This is a genomic window from Streptomyces monticola (genome assembly GCF_042665355.1).
In the GTDB taxonomy this organism is placed as follows: Bacteria; Actinomycetota; Actinomycetes; order Streptomycetales; family Streptomycetaceae; genus Streptomyces; species Streptomyces monticola.
Window position 1 is genome coordinate 1 of the sequence record NZ_JBHTCF010000019.1, and the last position, 17547, is coordinate 17547.

At 72.8% G+C, this 17547-nt stretch carries 9 protein-coding genes; 3 read left to right on the top strand and 6 right to left on the bottom strand.

Annotated elements, in window-relative coordinates; genetic code table 11:
• The 3 genes from ACFQVC_RS33100 to ACFQVC_RS33110 all read right to left on the bottom strand — a co-directional run.
• A partial coding sequence (locus tag ACFQVC_RS33100) for a biotin/lipoyl-containing protein (protein WP_381837581.1) occupies window positions 1-736 on the bottom strand: 736 nt, incomplete at its 3' end.
• 54 nt (window positions 737-790) lie between these two features.
• On the bottom strand, window positions 791-2179 hold the full coding sequence (gene lpdA / locus ACFQVC_RS33105) for a dihydrolipoyl dehydrogenase (protein WP_381837583.1): 1389 nt from the start codon (window positions 2177-2179) through the stop codon (window positions 791-793).
• Window positions 2180-2539: 360 nt separating this feature from the next.
• Window positions 2540-4093, bottom strand: a complete 1554-nt coding sequence (locus ACFQVC_RS33110) for a leucyl aminopeptidase (RefSeq protein ID WP_381837585.1) — start codon at window positions 4091-4093, stop codon at window positions 2540-2542.
• Window positions 4094-4305: 212 nt separating this feature from the next.
• On the opposite strand from ACFQVC_RS33110, the gene ACFQVC_RS33115 reads away from it, so the two are divergent.
• Both ACFQVC_RS33115 and ACFQVC_RS33120 read left to right on the top strand, forming a co-directional pair.
• On the top strand, window positions 4306-5103 hold the full coding sequence (locus ACFQVC_RS33115; protein ID WP_381837885.1) for an adenosylcobinamide-GDP ribazoletransferase: 798 nt from the start codon (window positions 4306-4308) through the stop codon (window positions 5101-5103).
• Between the two features lie 79 nt (window positions 5104-5182).
• Entirely contained in the window at window positions 5183-5965 is a 783-nt protein-coding gene (locus ACFQVC_RS33120) for a hypothetical protein (RefSeq protein ID WP_381837587.1), read from the top strand.
• On the opposite strand, the gene ACFQVC_RS33125 is transcribed toward ACFQVC_RS33120, so the two are convergent.
• From ACFQVC_RS33125 to cobT, 3 genes are all read right to left on the bottom strand, one after another.
• Entirely contained in the window at window positions 5887-6603 is a 717-nt protein-coding gene (locus ACFQVC_RS33125) for a hypothetical protein (RefSeq protein ID WP_381837588.1), read from the bottom strand. The two genes, ACFQVC_RS33120 and ACFQVC_RS33125, sit on opposite strands and share 79 nt — an antisense overlap.
• Entirely contained in the window at window positions 6600-8372 is a 1773-nt protein-coding gene (locus ACFQVC_RS33130; RefSeq protein ID WP_381837590.1) for a phosphatidylglycerol lysyltransferase domain-containing protein, read from the bottom strand. Before ACFQVC_RS33130 ends, ACFQVC_RS33125 begins: the two co-directional genes overlap by 4 nt.
• A gap of 268 nt (window positions 8373-8640) precedes the next feature.
• Window positions 8641-9735 (bottom strand): nicotinate-nucleotide--dimethylbenzimidazole phosphoribosyltransferase, encoded by a 1095-nt coding sequence (gene cobT / locus ACFQVC_RS33135; RefSeq protein ID WP_381837592.1) that lies wholly within the window; start codon window positions 9733-9735, stop codon window positions 8641-8643.
• A gap of 224 nt (window positions 9736-9959) precedes the next feature.
• Here cobT and ACFQVC_RS33140 point away from each other — a divergent pair, with 224 nt between their 5' ends.
• Window positions 9960-17462, top strand: coding sequence for an SDR family NAD(P)-dependent oxidoreductase (locus ACFQVC_RS33140; protein WP_381837594.1), 7503 nt, complete (start codon window positions 9960-9962; stop codon window positions 17460-17462).
• The last annotated feature ends 85 nt before the right edge of the window (window positions 17463-17547 follow it).

A 17547-nucleotide genomic window follows, 5' to 3' on the forward strand; every position in this document is an offset into this window, starting at 1 on the left:
CCGGAGCCGGAGCGGCGGGCTGAGCCGGGGCGGGCGCGGGGGCCGGGGCCTCCTGTGCCGGGGCCGGGGCCGGGGCGGCGGGGGCGGCCGGGGCGGCCGGGGCGGCAGCCGGAGCAGCACCAGCGGCGCCGATGACGGCGAGCTTGGCGCCGACCTCGGCGGTCTCGTCCTCGCCGACCACGATCTCGAGCAGCACACCGGCGGCGGGCGACGGGATCTCGGTGTCGACCTTGTCGGTGGAGACCTCGAGCAGCGGCTCGTCCTCCGCGACCTCCTCGCCGACCTCCTTCAGCCAGCGGGTGACGGTGCCCTCGGTGACGGACTCGCCCAGGGCGGGCAGCGTCACGTCGGTACCGGAGGCGCCGCCGGAAGCAGGCGCGGCGGGGGCCTCGGCGGCGGGTGCCGGGGCAGCGGGGGCCTCGGCCGCGGGGGCCGGGGCGGGCTCGGCGGCCGGAGCCTCGGCCTGAGCCGGGGCGGCGGACTCGGCGGGGGCGCCGGAGCCGTCGTCGATGATGGCCAGCTCGGCGCCGACCTCCACGGTCTCGTCCTCGGCGACCTTGATGGACGCGAGGACACCCGAAGCGGGGGCCGGGATCTCGGTGTCGACCTTGTCGGTCGAGACCTCGAGCAGCGGCTCGTCGGCCTCGACGCGCTCGCCCTCGGCCTTCAGCCAACGGGTGACAGTGCCTTCGGACACGCTCTCGCCGAGCGCCGGCAGGGTTACGGAAACCGACATGGTTTCGGTTGCTCCTAACGAACTACGTACGGATAGGGGGTGCGTGTCCTACGACTAGTCGTGGGAGTGCAACGGCTTGCCCGCCAGGGCCAGGTGGGCCTCGCCGAGCGCCTCGTTCTGCGTCGGGTGCGCGTGGATGAGCTGCGCGACCTCGGCGGGGAGCGCCTCCCAGTTGTAGACGAGCTGCGCCTCGCCGACCTGCTCGCCCATGCGGTCGCCGACCATGTGGACACCGACGACAGCGCCATCCTTGACCTGGACGAGCTTGATCTCGCCCGCGGTCTTCAGGATCTTGCTCTTGCCGTTGCCCGCGAGGTTGTACTTCAGAGCGACGACCTTGTCCGCGCCGTAGATCTCCTTGGCCTTGGCCTCGGTGATGCCCACGGAGGCGACCTCGGGGTGGCAGTACGTCACCCGGGGCACACCGTCGTAGTCGATCGGGACGGTCTTGATACCGGCCAGACGCTCTGCCACCAGGATGCCCTCGGCGAAGCCGACGTGCGCGAGCTGGAGGGTCGGGACGAGGTCACCGACGGCCGAGATGGTCGGCACGTTGGTCTGCATGTACTCGTCGACCAGGACATAGCCGCGGTCCATCGCGACGCCCTGCTCCTCGTAGCCCAGGCCCTGGGAGACCGGGCCGCGGCCGATGGCGACCAGGAGCACCTCGGCTTCGAAGGTCTTGCCGTCGGCGAGGGTCACGCGGACGCCGTCCTGCGTGTACTCGGCCTTCTCGAAGAAGGTGCCGAGGTTGAACTTGATGCCGCGCTTGCGGAAAGCGCGCTCAAGAAGCTTGGAGCTGTTCTCGTCCTCGACCGGGACGAGGTGCTTGAGGCCCTCGATGACCGTCACGTCGGTCCCGAAGGACTTCCACGCCGAGGCGAACTCGACGCCGATGACGCCGCCGCCCAGGACGACCGCGGACTGCGGCACGCGGTCCAGGGTCAGGGCGTGGTCCGAGGAGATGATGCGGTTGCCGTCGATCTCCAGGCCCGGCAGCGACTTCGGCACGGAGCCGGTCGCGAGCAGGATGTGGCGGCCCTGGATGCGCTGGCCGTTCACGTCCACAGAGGTGGGGGAGGAGAGCTTGCCCTCGCCCTCGATGTACGTCACCTTGCGGGAGGCGACGAGACCCTGCAGGCCCTTGTAGAGGCCGGAGATCACGTCGTCCTTGTACTTGTGGACGGCGTTGATGTCGATGCCCTCGAAGGTGGCCTTGACACCGAACTGGTCGGCCTCGCGCGCCTGGTCGGCGATCTCGCCGGCGTGCAGCAGGGCCTTCGTGGGGATGCAGCCGTTGTGCAGGCAGGTGCCGCCGAGCTTGTTCTTCTCGATCAGGGCGACGTCCAGGCCCAGCTGCGCTCCGCGCAGGGCCGCGGCGTAACCGCCGCTACCGCCGCCGAGGATCACTAGGTCGAAAACGGTGCTGGCGTCGTTCGCCACGTCACGTCCTCCATGCATGTGCGCCGGGCGCCGGGCCCCTGTTCCCATTCGGGGGGTGACCGCGCGGTCGGCTGGTGTTCGGCCGCTTGTTCCTTCGGCCCTGTGGTGGGGGCCCTGTCCTGCCGAGAACCCATCTTCGCACTTGTCGACGGGTGGCGGGACGCCGGGCCGCTGTCTGAGACGGTGGCTCCACCGTCTCTATGGGTTACTGCTGCGTACGAACCCGCGGATTTCGTCACGAGCGAAATCGGTCACGGATTTCGGACACCGAATCCGGACACGGAACGCCGATACGGAAATCCCGGACACGCGAGGCATCCGCGGCCCCGGCGCGAGTCCGCCCGGGGCCGCGGATATGACTCAGCCCAGGTCGCCCGACGCGGTCCGCTCGGCGAGCCGCACCAGGGTGCGCACGGCGGAGCCGGTCCCGCCCTTGGGGGTGTAGCCGAACGGGCCGCCCTCGTTGAACGCCGGGCCCGCGATGTCCAGGTGGGCCCAGGTGATGCCCTCGCCCACGAACTCCTGCAGGAACAGGCCGGCCACGAGGCCGCCGCCCATCCGCTCGCCCATGTTGGCGATGTCGGCGGTCGGGGACTCCATGCCCTTCTTGAGGTCGGCGGGCAGCGGCATCGGCCAGGACGGCTCGCCGACCTCTTCCGCGATCTCGTGGATCGAGGTGCGGAAGGCGTCGTCGTTGGCCATCACACCGAAGGTGCGCTTGCCGAGCGCCAGCACCATCGCGCCGGTCAGGGTCGCGACGTCCACGATGGCGTCCGGCTTGTCCTCGGAGGCCTTCCACAGCGCGTCGGCCAGGACGAGACGGCCCTCGGCGTCGGTGTTGAGGACCTCGACGGTCTTGCCGCTGTACATCCGCAGCACGTCGCCGGGGCGGGTGGCGGAACCGGACGGCATGTTCTCGGCGAGGGCCAGCCAGCCGGTGACGTTCACTTCGAGGCCGAGCCGGGCGGCGGCGACGACGGCGGCGAACACGGCGGCGGCACCGCTCATGTCGCACTTCATCGTCTCGTTGTGCCCGGCGGGCTTCAGGGAGATGCCGCCAGAGTCGTAGGTGATGCCCTTGCCGACGTACGCGAGGTGCTTCTTGGCCTTGGAGTGGGTGTACGAGAGCTTCACCAGGCGCGGTCCGGCCGCGGAGCCGGCGCCGACGCCGAGGATGCCGCCGTACCCGCCCTTGGTGAGGGCCTTCTCGTCGAGGACCTGCACCTTGATGCCGTGCTCCTTGGCCGCGGCCGACGCGACGGCGGCGAAGGCCTCGGGGGTGAGGTCGTTCGGCGGAGTGTTGATCAGGTCGCGGGAGCGGTTGACCTCGGCGGCGACCGCGGTGGCGCGCTCGATCGCGGCCTTGAAGGCCTTGTCGCGCGGCTTGGCGACGAGGACCGCGGCCTCGCCGAGCGGGCCCTTCGCGTCCTTGGCGTCCTTGCCGCCGTCCTTCTTGCCGCTTCCCTTGTACGCGTCGAAGGAGTACGAGCCGAGGGCGATGCCCTCCGCGATGGCCTCGGCCGCCTCGGCGTCCTCGGCGGGCAGGGCGACGACGGCCTTCTTCGTGCCGGTCAGGGCGCGGGCCGCGGCACCCGCGGCGCGGCGCAGCTGGTCCGGGCCGTAGGCCGCGCTCTTCGCGCCCCCATCGGAGTCCTCCGGGACCGCGCCGAGTCCGACCGCGAGCACGACCGGCGCCTTGAGCCCGGAGGTGACGGGCAGCTTGGTCGTCTCGCCCTCGCCGCCCGAGGCCCCGAGCGTCTCCAGGACGGCGGCCAGCTTGCCGCCGAACGCCTCGTCCACGATCTCGGCGCCCGGTGCGACGACCGGTCCCTTGGCGCCCTTCGCGACACCCACGACGATCGCGTCGGCGCGCTGCCCGGCAGCGGCGGCGGGCTTAAGAGTCAGAGCAGTCACGGTGGTGAAATCTCTCTTCCGTTGAGTGTGTGGCCGATGGGGTGGGTCGACCGGGCCCGGCCGTGTCGTGGGCCGTGCCGGAGGAGCGCCATCTGTGAGCCTACGCGGGGTCGTGGCGATTGCCGGGTGCGGTGTGCCGTACCGCCCCGACCTGGACAGGTCCGGGCGGTACGGAAGGACGTGGTCCGCACGCCGGATAGCCTGCGTCGGTGATCTCAACCGACGGCATACGCCACGACGCCGCGCACGGACTGCGGTTCGCCTTCGGCACCTTGACGGTCCTTCCGGTGCGCGTGACGCGCTGGGACCGGGGCGCCGCCCGCGCCGGAATGCTCTGTGCCCCGCTCGCCGGCCTCGTGGTCGGCCTGTGCGCGGCCGCACTCGGCGCCGTCCTGCTCGTCCTGGGCGCGGGCCCCCTGCTCGCCGCCGTCGCCACCGCCACGGTGCCCGCCGCCCTCACCCGCGGCCTGCACCTCGACGGCCTCGCCGACACCGCCGACGGGCTCGGCAGCGGCAAGCCGGCCGAGGCCGCGCTGCAGATCATGAAGCGCTCCGACATCGGCCCTTTCGGTGTCGTGACGCTCCTGTTCGCGCTGCTCGCCCAAGTGGCGGTGCTCTTCCAGGGGTACGAGAAGGGCTTGCCGCACGGTGCGCTCGCGGCCGTCGTCTCGGCCGCTGCCGCCCGCGCCGCCCTCACCCTCGCCTCCCGCGCCGGTGTGCCCGCCGCCCGTCCCGAGGGCCTCGGCGCCGCGGTCGCGGAGACGGTCACGGTCCGCGCCGCGCTGCTCGTACTCATGGTCACGGCGGCTCTTTCGGCCCTGGCCGGCGCCCTGTTCGGGCCGTACGAGGCGCTCCGCTGCGGTCTCGCGGTGCTCGCGGCGGCGGGCCTGGCCGAGCTGCTGCTCCGCCGGTGCGTACGGCGGTTCGGCGGGGTCACGGGCGATGTGTTCGGCGCGCTGGCGGAGACGGCGGCGACCGGAACCCTGGTCGCGCTGGCGCTCGGCGGCTGAGGCCGGGCCTCCGGCCGCCCCGAGCCGAGTGACTCGTTCCGCGTTAAATTGCGCATAACGCGCAATTGGGAGCGGGTGGATGGGTCACTGGTGGTACCGGAACATCGTCGAGCCGGGGAAGCTGCCGCTGCTTCTCGCGCTCGTCTCCTTCGTGCTGTCGTTCCTGGTCACCCGGATCATCACGCGCATGATCAGAGCGGGCAAGGGCCCGTTCCGCAATGTGCAGACCGGCGATCTGCACATCCACCACGTCGTTCCCGGCATCGTCCTGACGATCATCGGCGGGTTCGGGGCGGTGGCCGCGGGGCGGCACAGTTTCGGCTCGATGGTCTCGGCGGTGATCTTCGGCCTCGGTGCGGGCCTGGTGCTCGACGAGTTCGCCCTGATCCTGCATCTGGACGATGTGTACTGGAGCGAGGCGGGCCGCAAGAGCGTGGAGATCGTGGTGCTCACGGCGGCGCTCGTGGCCCTGGTGCTCGGCGGCTTCGTGCCGTTCGGGGTCAATGAGCTGACTCCGCAGGAGCGGCACAACCGCACCATCGTGGTGATGAACACGGCCCTGAACTTCTTCTGTGCCCTGGTCGCGCTCGGCAAGGGCAAGCCGCGGGTGGCCATGGTCGGCACGCTGGTGCCGTTCGTCGCGATGTTCGGCGCGATCCGGCTCGCGCGGCCCGCCTCACCCTGGGCGAAGCTCTTCTACAAGAACCGCCCCCGGGCCCGCGCCAAGGCGGGCCTTCGGGCCTTCCACCACGACCGCCGCTGGTCGGGTCCGCGCCGGAAACTTCAGGACGTCATCGGAGGCAGGCCCGACCCGGACCCCGGGCCCGCGCGTGAGCCGGACGACCTCTCCGAACGCCGGTGACGCAGTGCCGCCACGGCGCACAGGACGAGGATCGCGCCGATCGCCGCGAGATGCTCGCGGCCCGCGAGATTGTCCTTGATCAGTACCTCCACGACCATCAGGACGACCACCAGGGCCGCCGTGAACCAGGCCCGGTAGCGCCAGCACACGAACACCGCGATCCCGACCACCGCCGCGGACGGGCCGGTGTCGACGACCTGGGCGTCCGATGCGGGCAGACCGAGCGGATGGCCGGGGCCGAGGGCGATGCCCAGGCGCGCGTAGAGAGTGCCGGCCAGGGTCGCGACGTAGGCGATGACGAGGGTGCGCCACCAGCCGATACAGATCTCCGCGATCCCGAAGACGATCAGGATCTGGGCGAGCGCGCCCCACACCGGCAGGTCGAGGGCGGGTACGAACAGCGACAGGGGAGTACGCACCAGGGCGAGCCAGAACGGCTCCTCCGCGCGTACGGAGCCGATGTTCTGGATGAACTGGTAGCCCCACTCCTGGTTCTGGACGTACTGGAAGAGCGAGGTCAGACAGACCGCGCCGATCGTCATCGGGATCGCCCGCCACTTCTTGGCGGCGAACCCGTGCCTGACGGTGGAGAAGAGCGGCCCCCACTCCGCTCTGGCGAGGTCGGCCGGTGTGCTCATCGCTGTGACTCCAGATGTCTGCGGTGCAGCCATTTCGGCAGGCCGGGGGCCTCAAGGAAGCCCTCGGCCCGGGCGGATGCGATTCCGATGCGCAGCAGGTCCCCGCTCTTCTCGAAGAGCAGGAACCGCGGCTCCCAGATGGGCCGGTACTTGGCGTTGGCGCGATACAGCGACTCGATCTGCCACCAGCGCGAGAAGAAGCTGAGCAGGGAGCGCCAAAGCCGGAGTACGGGGCCCGCGCCGAGTCGCGAGCCACGTTCGAAGACCGACCTGAACATGGCGAAGTTGAGCGACACCTGAGTGATCCCGATCTCCTCGGCGCGCTGCAGGAGTTCGATGACCATGAACTCCATCAGGCCGTTCTCGGCGTCACGGTCACGCCGCATCAGGTCGAGGGAGAGACCTTTCGGTCCCCATGGGACAAAGCTGAGAATCGCCTTCAACCCGCCCTCTCCGTCGGTGCATTCGAGCATCACGCAGCGCCCGTCCGCCGGGTCGCCGAGCCGCCCGAGCGCCATCGAGAAGCCGCGTTCGGTGGCGCCGTCGCGCCAGTCGTCGGCGCGCTGCAGCAGATACGTCAACTCGTCGCCGGGGATGTCCTCGTGGCGCCGGATGCGGACCTCGTAACCGGCGCGCTTGACCCGGTTGTAGGCCTGCCGGACGGTGCGCATCGCGCGGCCTTCGAGGGTGAACTCGCCCGTGTCGACGATGGCTTCGTCGCCCAGCTCCAGCGCGTCCATGCCGTGCCGGGCGTAGATGGTGCCCGCCTCCTCGCTCGCGCCCATCACGGCCGGCGCCCAGCCGTGCTCGCGGGCCTCGGCGAGCCAGGGCTCGATGGCCCCCGGCCAGGCCTCCGGGTCGCCGATCGGATCACCGGACGCCAACGACACCCCGCCCACCACCCGGTAGGCGACGGCGGCCTTCCCGGTCGGCGACCACACCACGCTCTTCTCGCGGCGCAGCGCGAAGTAGCCGAGCGAGTCCCGCTCGCCGTGCTTGTCGAGCAGGGCGCGAAGGCGCTGCTCGTCCTCCTCGGTGAGGGAGTCCACGGCCCTGCGGGAGCGGAAGGCCGCGAACAGGACGGCGAGCAGCAGCAGAAAGCTGATGACGTTGATGGTGACGTTGGCCCACGACGGGGTGGTGATGCCGGGGAAGCGCGAGTCGTCGGCGGCCAGGGAGACCAGCCGCAGCGTGCCGTAGCGCCAGCGGTCGAGGAAGGTCGAGTGATGGCTGTCGTGCGCCTGGTTGGTGACGGTGACCAGGAGCGCGGCGAACAACGAGCAGACCAGGAGCCCGCCCACCGCCACGGCCGCGGCCAGCTTCGGGTTGGAGCGGTCGCCCTTGGCGTAGAACTCGCGGCGGCCGATCAGCAGCGCCGCGACGAAGGCGGCGGTCAGGGCCAGCGAGATCCAGTTCTGGGCGTGCCTGCGGATCTCGGGGAAGAGCATGGCGAAGGCGAAGAGCAGCAGGAAGAGCCCGCCGAGCACGGAGTTGAGAATCCACGCGGCCCGTTTGCGGCGCCGCATCGTGATCGCCAGAAACAGCGTGACGAGCCCGGAGGCGAAGCCGGCGGTGAGCAGATACGGCGTGAAGTAGTTCTCGGTGTTGTGCCGCCGCAGGTCCTGGCCGAGGGAGACCCAGACGGCACTGAGGAAGTTGATGAAGGTGACGGCGCGCAAGTACCAGACGGTGAAGGCAGCGGCGCGGGACGCGGCGCTGCCGCCGCCGGGTTCGGTCGTCTTCCGGTCACCCTCGCGCTCCGCTCCCATGAAACGGGATCATATGGGCCATATCGCCCATATGCCGGACTGCCACGAGTCCGGTACACATCTGCGGGCGCGTCGTGGCTGGTCGCGCAGTTCCCCGCGCCCCTTTGGGGCGCGACGAGACCGCTGGTTCGAAAGGTGCCGGGGCACCTTTCAATCCGCCGCGACGGCGAGAAGCCCGACGAGCCGTCCCGGCGGTGCCGAACCGCCCGCAACCTCACGGCGCGCCGGGGACGCAGCCCCATTCCTCGGCAAGCCAGGGGCGCAGCCCCTACTCCTCGTCCGGTGCCGCACCCTCAGGGTCGTCCGGCACCGACTCCGCCACGGCCACCGGCAACTCCGCGGCCAGCGAAGCCGCAGCGCGCACCAGTGGCAGCGCCAGCATCGCCCCCGTGCCCTCGCCCGCGGTGACGCCCTGGTCGAGCAGCGGGTCGACGGCGAGGCGGTCGAGTGCCTTCGCCTGGGCCGGCTCGCCGCTGCGCTGCCCGGCCAGCCACCAGTCGGGCGCACGGAACGCGACCCGCTGCGCGACGAGCGCGCAGGCCGCCGACACCACCCCGTCGAGGATCACCGGGGTGCGGCGCACCGCGCTCTGCAGCAGAAAGCCCGTGATGGCGGCGAGGTCCGCGCCGCCGACCGTCTGCAGCAGCTGCAGCTGGTCGCCGAGCACCGGCCTGGCCCGGCGCAGCGCGTCGCGTACGGCCGCGCACTTGCGCATCCACGCCAGGTCGTCGATGGGCCGGCCGCCGCGCCCGGTGACCACGGACGCGTCGGTCCCGCAGAGCGCCGCGATCAGCGTGGCCGCTGCCGTCGTGCCGCCGACGCTGAGGTCGCCGAGCACCACGAGGTCGGTACCGGCGTCGGCCTCCTCGTCGGCGACCGCCATGCCCGCACGGAACGCCCGCTCCGCCTCCTCCGCGCCGAGTGCGTCCTCGATGTCGATACGGCCGCTGCCGCGCCGCACCCGGTGGCGTACGACGTCGTCGGGCAGCTCGTCCGGGTCGCAGTCCAGGGCCACGTCGACGACGCGGACCGGCACGTCGCTGCCGCGGGCGAGCACCGAGACCGGGCTCTCTCCGGCGAGGACCGCGCGTACCAGGGTGTGCGCGCTGCCCGCGGGCCGCGCGGAGACGCCGGCCCCGGCCACGCCGTGATCGCCCGCGAACAGCACCACGCGCGGGTGCCGGATCGGCTTCACCGGTACCGATGACTGGGCGGCCGCGAGCCATTCGCCGAGTTCGTCGAGGCGGCCGAGGGCGCCGGGCGGCACGCTGAGCCGTTGCCTGCGCTCTTCCGCGTCGCGGCGCACCCCTCCGTCGGGGCGCTCGATCAGGTCGGAGAAGTCATCGAGATTCAGCGAGCTCATTCGCCGAAGAGTACCGGGGCGGTTCGAACACGATGCCGCGCAGATCTCTGACGAACCGTCAGTTCTGATGCATCGTCAGTTACGCCATGTGATGCATTGCCTCCGGAGCGTGATTGCACGGCGGCTGACGATGGCTTACGTTCCCGTTTGTGTCGGATTGTCGTACCGCATGGACCGCGTCTGATCAGCCCGATCGCACCGATCGCACAGAGGAGCCCTCTCCCGTGACGCACACCGTCATCGGCGTCAGCCCGTTCGGGGAGCCGAACGCCAGGCTCGTCGCAGCCGTCGGCCGGGCCGGAGGACTCGGTGTCCTCGACCTCGGCAGCTCGGGGCGCACCGCCCGTGCCGCCCTGGCGCTCGCCCGCGAGTGGGCGCCCGGAGCCTTCGCCGTTCGTGTCCCCGCCGACTGTGCCCTGCACCCCGACGAGCTCGTGGCGCCCGACGGCACAGGCCCGCACACCGTGCTGCTCGCGCCCGACGCGCCCTGGCGGATCGGTCAGGTGCCGGTGCCGGCCGTGCTCGCCGAGGTGCGCAGCGCACGGGAGGCCGAGGAGGCCGTCCGCGAGGGGGCCGCCGGTGTCGTCGTACGCGGCAGCGAGTGCGGCGGTCCGTGCGGCGAGCTCTCCACCTTCGTGCTCCTGCAGCGCGTCCTCGCCGTGGCCGGCGACGTCCCGGTGTGGGCCTGCGGCGGCATCGGGCCGCACACCGCGGCGGCCGCCGTGGTCGCCGGTGCCGCGGGTGTCGTCCTCGACGTACAGCTCGCGCTCCTCGAAGAGGCCGAGCTGCCCACCGCCGTCAGCGCGCTGCTGCGTACCGCCGACGGCTCCGAGACCGTCGTCGTCGGGGAGCGCCGGGTGCTCGACCGGCGCCGCCCCGGCATCCCCGCCGAGCTGCGCGAGAACCTGCTGCCGCTCGGTCAGGACGCCTTCCTCGCCGCCCGGTTCGCCGAGCGCCACGGTACCGTGGCCGCCGCGCTCACGGCCGTGCGCGACGGTATCGAGCAGGCGGTACGCGGTGACGGCGGCGGCGCCCTGCGCGGCGGCTCCGCGATGTGCCGGGCGCTCGGCACCGCCCTGCCCGTGGCGCAGGGGCCGATGACCAGGGTCAGCGACCAGGCGCGGTTCGCATCGGCGGTCGCGGACGGCGGCGGCCTGCCGTTCATCGCGCTCGCACTCGCCGGGGCGCAGCAGACCCGCACCGTCCTGGAGCAGACCCGCGCGGCCCTCGGCGAACGCCCCTGGGGCGTGGGCATCCTCGGCTTCGCGCCGGAAGAGGTCCGCACCGCCCAGCTGGAGGCGGTCCGTGAACTGCGGCCCACCCACGTGATCATCGCGGGCGGCCGTCCCTCGCAGGCGGCCGACCTGGAGGCCGACGGCATCCGCACCTTCCTGCATGTGCCCTCGCCCGGACTGCTCGGGCAGTTCCTGGCGGCGGGGGCGCGGCGGTTCGTCTTCGAGGGCGCCGAGTGCGGCGGTCATATCGGCCCGCGCAACAGCTTCCCGCTGTGGGAGGCCCAACTGGCCGTCCTGGAGGACTTCCTGGCGGCCGAGGCCGACGCCGTCGACCCGCAGGACGTGCAGGTGCTCTTCGCGGGCGGCATCCACGACGAGCGGTCCGCCGCCATGGTCGCCGCGCTCGCCGCCGGGCTCACCGAGCGGGGCGTGGCGGTCGGCGTCCTCATGGGCACCGCGTATCTCTTCACCGAGGAGGCCGTGGACTGCGGCGCGATTCTGCCGCTGTTCCAGAAAGCGGTGCTCACCGCCGAGAGCACCGCGCTGCTGCACACCGCGCCCGGCCATGCGACGCGCTGTGTGCCCAGCGCGTTCAGCGAGACCTACCAGCAGCTCAAGGACGAACTGCGGGAGCAGGGCGTGCCCGAGCGGCAGGCCTGGGAAGAGCTGGAGCGGCTCAACGTCGGCCGGCTGCGGATCGCCAGCAAGGGCATCGAGCGGGTCGGCGACGAACTGATCGACGTCGACGAGCGACGCCAGCTCGACGAGGGCATGTTCATGGCCGGGGAAGTGGCCGTGCTGCGCTCCGACGTCACCACCGTCGCCGAACTGCATCACGGGGTCGCCGACCGCGCCGCCGACTTCTACACCCGCCGCGCCACCGAACTCGCCCCGCACGCCGGGCACGTGGACGACGTACCGGCAAAGACGCCCGAGCCGCTCGACATCGCCGTCGTCGGCATGGCCGGGATGTTCCCGCGCGCCGCCGACCTGCCCGCCTACTGGGCGCAGGTGCTCGGCGCCGGCGACGCCGTCACCGAAGTGCCGCCCAGCCGCTGGGACCCGGCCCTGTACTACGGCGATGACGCCACCGCACACGACGTGTCGGCCTCCAAGTGGGGCGGCTTCCTGCCCGAGATCCCCTTCAACCCGCTGGCCTACGGCATTCCGCCGACGTCGCTCGCCAGCATCGAGCCCGTCCAGCTGCTCGCCCTCGAAGCCGCCGCACGGGCCCTCGCCGACGCCGGGCTCGACCGCAAGGACTTCCCGCGCGAGCGCACCTGCGTCGTTTTCGGCGCCGAGGCCGGCAGCGACACCTCGGGCGCGTCGACGCTGCGGACGGTCCTGCCCTCGTACCTCGGCCGGCTGCCCGAGGAGATCGAGGAGCAGCTGCCGCGGCTGACCGAGGACTCCTTCCCCGGCATGCTCGCCAACGTCATCGCCGGACGGATCGCCAACCGGCTCGACCTCGGCGGCGCCAACTACACCGTCGACGCGGCCTGTGCCTCCTCGCTCACCGCCGTCGACGTGGCCTGCAAGGAACTGACGAGCGGAAGTGCGGACGTCGCGCTGTGCGGCGGCGCCGATCTGCACAACGGCATCAACGACTACCTCCTCTTCTCCTCCGTGCACGCCCTGTCCAAGACCGGCCGCTGCCGCCCCTTCGCCGCCGATGCCGACGGCATCGCGCTCGGCGAGGGCGTGGCCTGCGTCGTACTCAAACGCCTCGCGGACGCGGAGCGGGACGGCGACCGCGTGTACGCCGTGATCAAGGGCGTCGGCAGCGCGAGCGACGGCCGCTCCCTCGGTCTGACGGCGCCGCGTCCCGAGGGGCAGCGCGCCGCCCTTGAGCGGGCGTACGCACAGGCCCGGATCTCCCCGGCCGAAGTGGGCCTCGTCGAGGCGCACGGCACCGGCACCGTCGTCGGCGACCGCACCGAACTCACCGTGCTCTCCGAGGTGTTCGAGGAAGCGGGCGCCGCACCCGGACAGTGTGTCGTCGGCTCGGTCAAGTCGCAGATCGGGCACACCAAGTGCGCCGCGGGACTCGCCGGACTCATCAAGACGGCGCTCGCCCTGCACACCGGGGTGCGCCCGCCCACGCTGCACGTCAAGGAGCCCAATCCCGCCTGGTCGGGCGCCGCCACCAGCCCCTTCGTCTTCCACAAGGAGGCACTGCCGTGGGCCGGGCCCGTGGAGCGCAGGGTCGCCGGAGTGAGCGCGTTCGGGTTCGGCGGCACCAACTTCCATGTGGTGATGCGGGCGTACGAGAACGGGGTGCCGCCCCGCCATGGCCATGACGTCTGGCCCGCGGAGCTCTTCGTCTTCCGCAGCGCCGCCGCCGTGGAGGAACTGCGGGCGCTCGCCGAGACCAACGACCGCTCGGGGCGGCCCTGGCGCCTGCGCGACCTGGCGTACACGGCCGCCCGCCGCGCGGAGACCGGACAGGGCCCGCTGTACGGAGCGGTCGTCGTGGAGTCACTCGACGAACTCCCCGCCCGGCTCGCCGAGTTGGCCGCAGGTGAAGGCGCTCAGGACCGGGGCGAAGGCAAGGTGGCCTTCCTCTTCCCCGGCCAGGGCAGCCAGCGGCCCGGGATGCTGGCCGAGCTGTTCGCCGCGTTCCCCGAGACACAGCGCCAGCTGCGCGCCGCTCCCACGGAGGCGATCTTCCCGCCCGCCGCCTTCAGCGACGCCGAGCGCACCGCGCAGCGCGACCGTCTCACCGACACCCGTAACGCCCAACCCGCCCTCGGGGCCGTGTCGTTGGCCGCGTACGACGTCCTGACCGGCCTCGGCGTCCACCCCGACATGGCGGCAGGCCACTCCTACGGCGAACTCACCGCCCTGTGCGCGGCGGGCGCCCTCGACCCGGCCGAGCTGTGCGACCTCAGCCGGGAACGGGCGGAGGCCATCCTCGCGGCGACGGGCGGCCCGGACGGGGCCCTGGGCGGGGCGGATCGCGCGGATCCCGGCACCATGGCCGCCGTCGTCGGCTCGGCCGAGGACGTCGCGCGGGTGCTCGCCGAGGCCGGCCTCGCCGACCAGGTGGTCGCCGCCAACCACAACGCGCCCGCCCAGACCGTCATCTCAGGCCCGACGGCCGCGGTCGGCCGGGCCGTCGACGCCTTGGGCGAAGCCGGGTTCACCGCCCGCGCCCTGCCCGTGGCCTGCGCCTTCCACAGCCCGCTCGTCGCCGGAGCCGTGCCGCGCTTCGCCGACGCCCTGTCCGGATACGCCGTACGGAAGCCGGAGTTCCCGGTCTGGGCGAACCTCACCGGGACCCGCTACCCCGAGAACCCCGCGGAGGTGCGCGGCCACCTCGCGGAGCAGATCGGCGCACCGGTGCGGTTCGCCGAACAGATCGAGGCGATGTACGACGCCGGGGCGCGGGTCTTCGTCGAGGCCGGGCCCGGCACGGTGCTCACCGGACTCGTCGGCCAGATCCTCGGCGACCGCCCGCACACCGCCGTGCCCTTCGAGCCCCGCCCCGACGCGGGTCTGCGCGGCCATCTCGACGCCCTCGCCCGGCTGGTCGCCGCCGGAGTACCGGTGGCCGCCGTACGGCTCTTCGCCGGGCGCGACGCCGTGCTCGCAGAGCGCGACAACGTACCCGCGCGGCCCGCCTGGACGGTCGACGGCCATCTCGTCCGCACCGCCGACGGCGCCCCGCTGCCCGGTGCCCTGCGACCCGCACGACGGGTCGCACTCCCGACCCTCTCGCGCACTTCGGAGATGCCTGTGAACGGTTCGGAAACGGAGGGCCCGGTGGACCGTGACGCCCTCCTCCATGAATTCCTGCGCAACAGCCGCGAGATGGTGGCGGCCCAGCGCGATGTCCTGCTGACGTACTACGGCTCCGGCGGTACGCAGGGCGCGCGGCCGCCGTTGCCGCCACCGGGGGCGCTGCCGGTGACACCTGCGCTGCCGGTGACGCCTGCGCTGCCGGTGACACCTGCGCTGCCGGTGACGCCTGCACTGCCGGTGACGCCTGCGCTGCCGGTCGTCGAGGCCGAGGCCGTCGTCGGGGCCGAGCCCGTCGTGGAGGCCGAGGCCGAGTCCGTGGCCGCCCCGGTGCCTGCGGTGGATGTGCTGGCGACCGTGCTCGGGGTGATCGCTGAGCGTACGGGTTATCCGGTGGAGATGATCGAGCCGGACCTGGATCTGGAGGCGGATCTGAGTGTCGACTCGATCAAGCGGACGGAGATCGCGGGGGAGTTGGGGCGGCGGCTGCTCGGGTCGGGGATCGATCTGCGGTCGCTGCCGGACGCCGAGCTGGAGGAGCTGACCCGGGCGCGCACCGCCGCCGGGATCGCCGACTGGCTCCGGCCCAGAGCCGGGGAGGCCGAACCGGTCTCTGTCCCGTCCGTCCCGGTGCCTGCGGCGGAACCTGCCCCGGCGCCCGTGGTGGATGTGCTGGCGACCGTGCTCGGGGTGATCGCTGAGCGTACGGGTTATCCGGTGGAGATGATCGAGCCGGACTTGGATCTGGAGGCGGATCTGAGTGTCGACTCGATCAAGCGGACGGAGATCGCGGGGGAGTTGGGGCGGCGGCTGCTCGGGTCGGGGATCGATCTGCGGTCGCTGCCGGACGCCGAGCTGGAGGAGCTGACCCGGGCGCGCACCGCCGCCGGGATCACGGAGTGGCTCACGGCGCGTACGGGCGGCGGGACGCAGGGGCAGGGGCAGGAGCAGCGGCAGGGGTCGGAGCAGGGGTCGGAGCAGGGGCCGGTGCCGGTCGCTGAGGCGAGTGAGCCCGTTCCGGTCGCGGCCGTGGCGGGCCCGGGGCCCGCCCACGTACCGCACGGCGAAGAGCCCCTCGTACAGCCGGAATCCCTGCGGCCGGAGCCCGTGCGGGCGGAGACAGCCGTCTGGCCGGAGCCCGTGCGGGCGGAGCACGTACAGCCGGAGTCCGTGCGGGCAGAGGCCGTTCGGCCGGAGCCCGCCCAGTCAGCTCAGCCCGCCCCCACCCCCTCGACCCAGCCCGCCCCCGCGTCCCAGCCGGCCGCCGAGCCCGCGCTCCGTATCACCGGCCGTGCGCCCAAGCGCTACACCCTGCGCACCGTGCCGCTCGCGGAGGCGCCCGCTCCCGGGGCCGTGGCCGCGCAGGAGCTGCGCGGGAAGCGGTTCCTGGTCGTCGGGGACGGGACGCCCGTCGCTCAGGCCCTGGTGAACCGGCTCACCGTGCTCGGCGCCATCGCGGGCCGCACCGGTCAGGACCTGGCGGGCATCGAAGGGCACCAGGGCGCCCTCGACGGCGTGGTGCACCTCGGGGCCCTCGCCGGACAGGAACCCGTACTGCCGGGCGGTTTCCCGGTGTTCAAGACCGTGCTGCGGCGCGGCCCGCGGTGGCTGATCGGCGCCCGGTACGCCGGTGACACCAGCGGCCTCGACGGGTTCTTCCGCACCATCGCCCGCGAGTACCCCGACACCGTGGCCCGCACCGTCGAACTGGACGCCGGGCGCTCGCCCGACGAGCAGGCCGAGGCCCTGGTCGAGGAGCTGCTCGCCCCCGACCGCGAGCCCGTGGTGCTGCGCACCGACGGCACCCGGCGCGGCGTGGAGCCGCAGGAGGAGGCGCTCGGGCTGCTCGCCACCTCGGGCGGAGGGCCGGCGGGTACGGGGGTCGCCGAGGCCGCGGTCCTGGGGCTCGGCCCCGAGTCCGTGGTGCTGCTCGCGGGCGGGGCCCGCGGCATCACCGCCAAGTTCGCCGTCGCGCTCGCCGCGGCCGCCCGCTGCCGGGTCGAACTGATCGGCAGGACCCCGCTGAGCGACGAAGCGGACCCGTACGCCGACGCCGTCGACAAGCCCGCCCTGCGCGCCGCGCTCGCCGCCTGCGGCGACGGACTGCGGCCCGCGGAGATCGAGCGCGAAGCCGACCGCATCCTGGCCAGGCGCGAGGTCGCCGCGACGCTCGCCGAGATCCACGACGTGGGTGGCCAGGCCGGTTACCGGGCCGTCGACCTGCGGGACCCGGAGGCCGTACAGCAGGCGGTCAAGGAGACCTACGCGACCTACGGCCGGATCGACGGGATCGTGCACGCCGCCGGGGTGATCGAGGACCGCCTTGTCGAGGCCAAGGACCCGGACTCCTTCGCCCGGGTCTACGGCACCAAGGTGGACGGCGCCCGCACCCTGCTCGCCGCCCTGCACCGACTGCCCCAACTGCCGCGCTTCACCGCCCTGTTCGGCTCCATCTCGGCGGTCTACGGCAACCGCGGGCAGATCGACTACGCGGCCGCCAACGACGCACTCGCCCGCCTCGGCCGCCGCTGGAAGAACGCCACCGGCAGCCGCACCGTCACCGTCCACTGGGGCCCGTGGGCGCCGACGGGTACGCACGGCGGGATGGTCAGCCCCGAACTCGGCCGCGAGTACGCGCGGCGCGGCATCGAACTCATCGACCCGGAGGAGGGCGTCCTCGCGCTGCTGCGCGAGCTGGCCTGGGGCGAGGCCGACGCCGACGAGGTCGTCTACACCGCCTCGGGGTGGTGACATGAGCCAGCAGGAGCCGGTGGCCGGGCCGCTGGAACCGGCAGCCGGGCCGCAGGAACCGGTGGCCGGGCCGCAGGAACCGGTG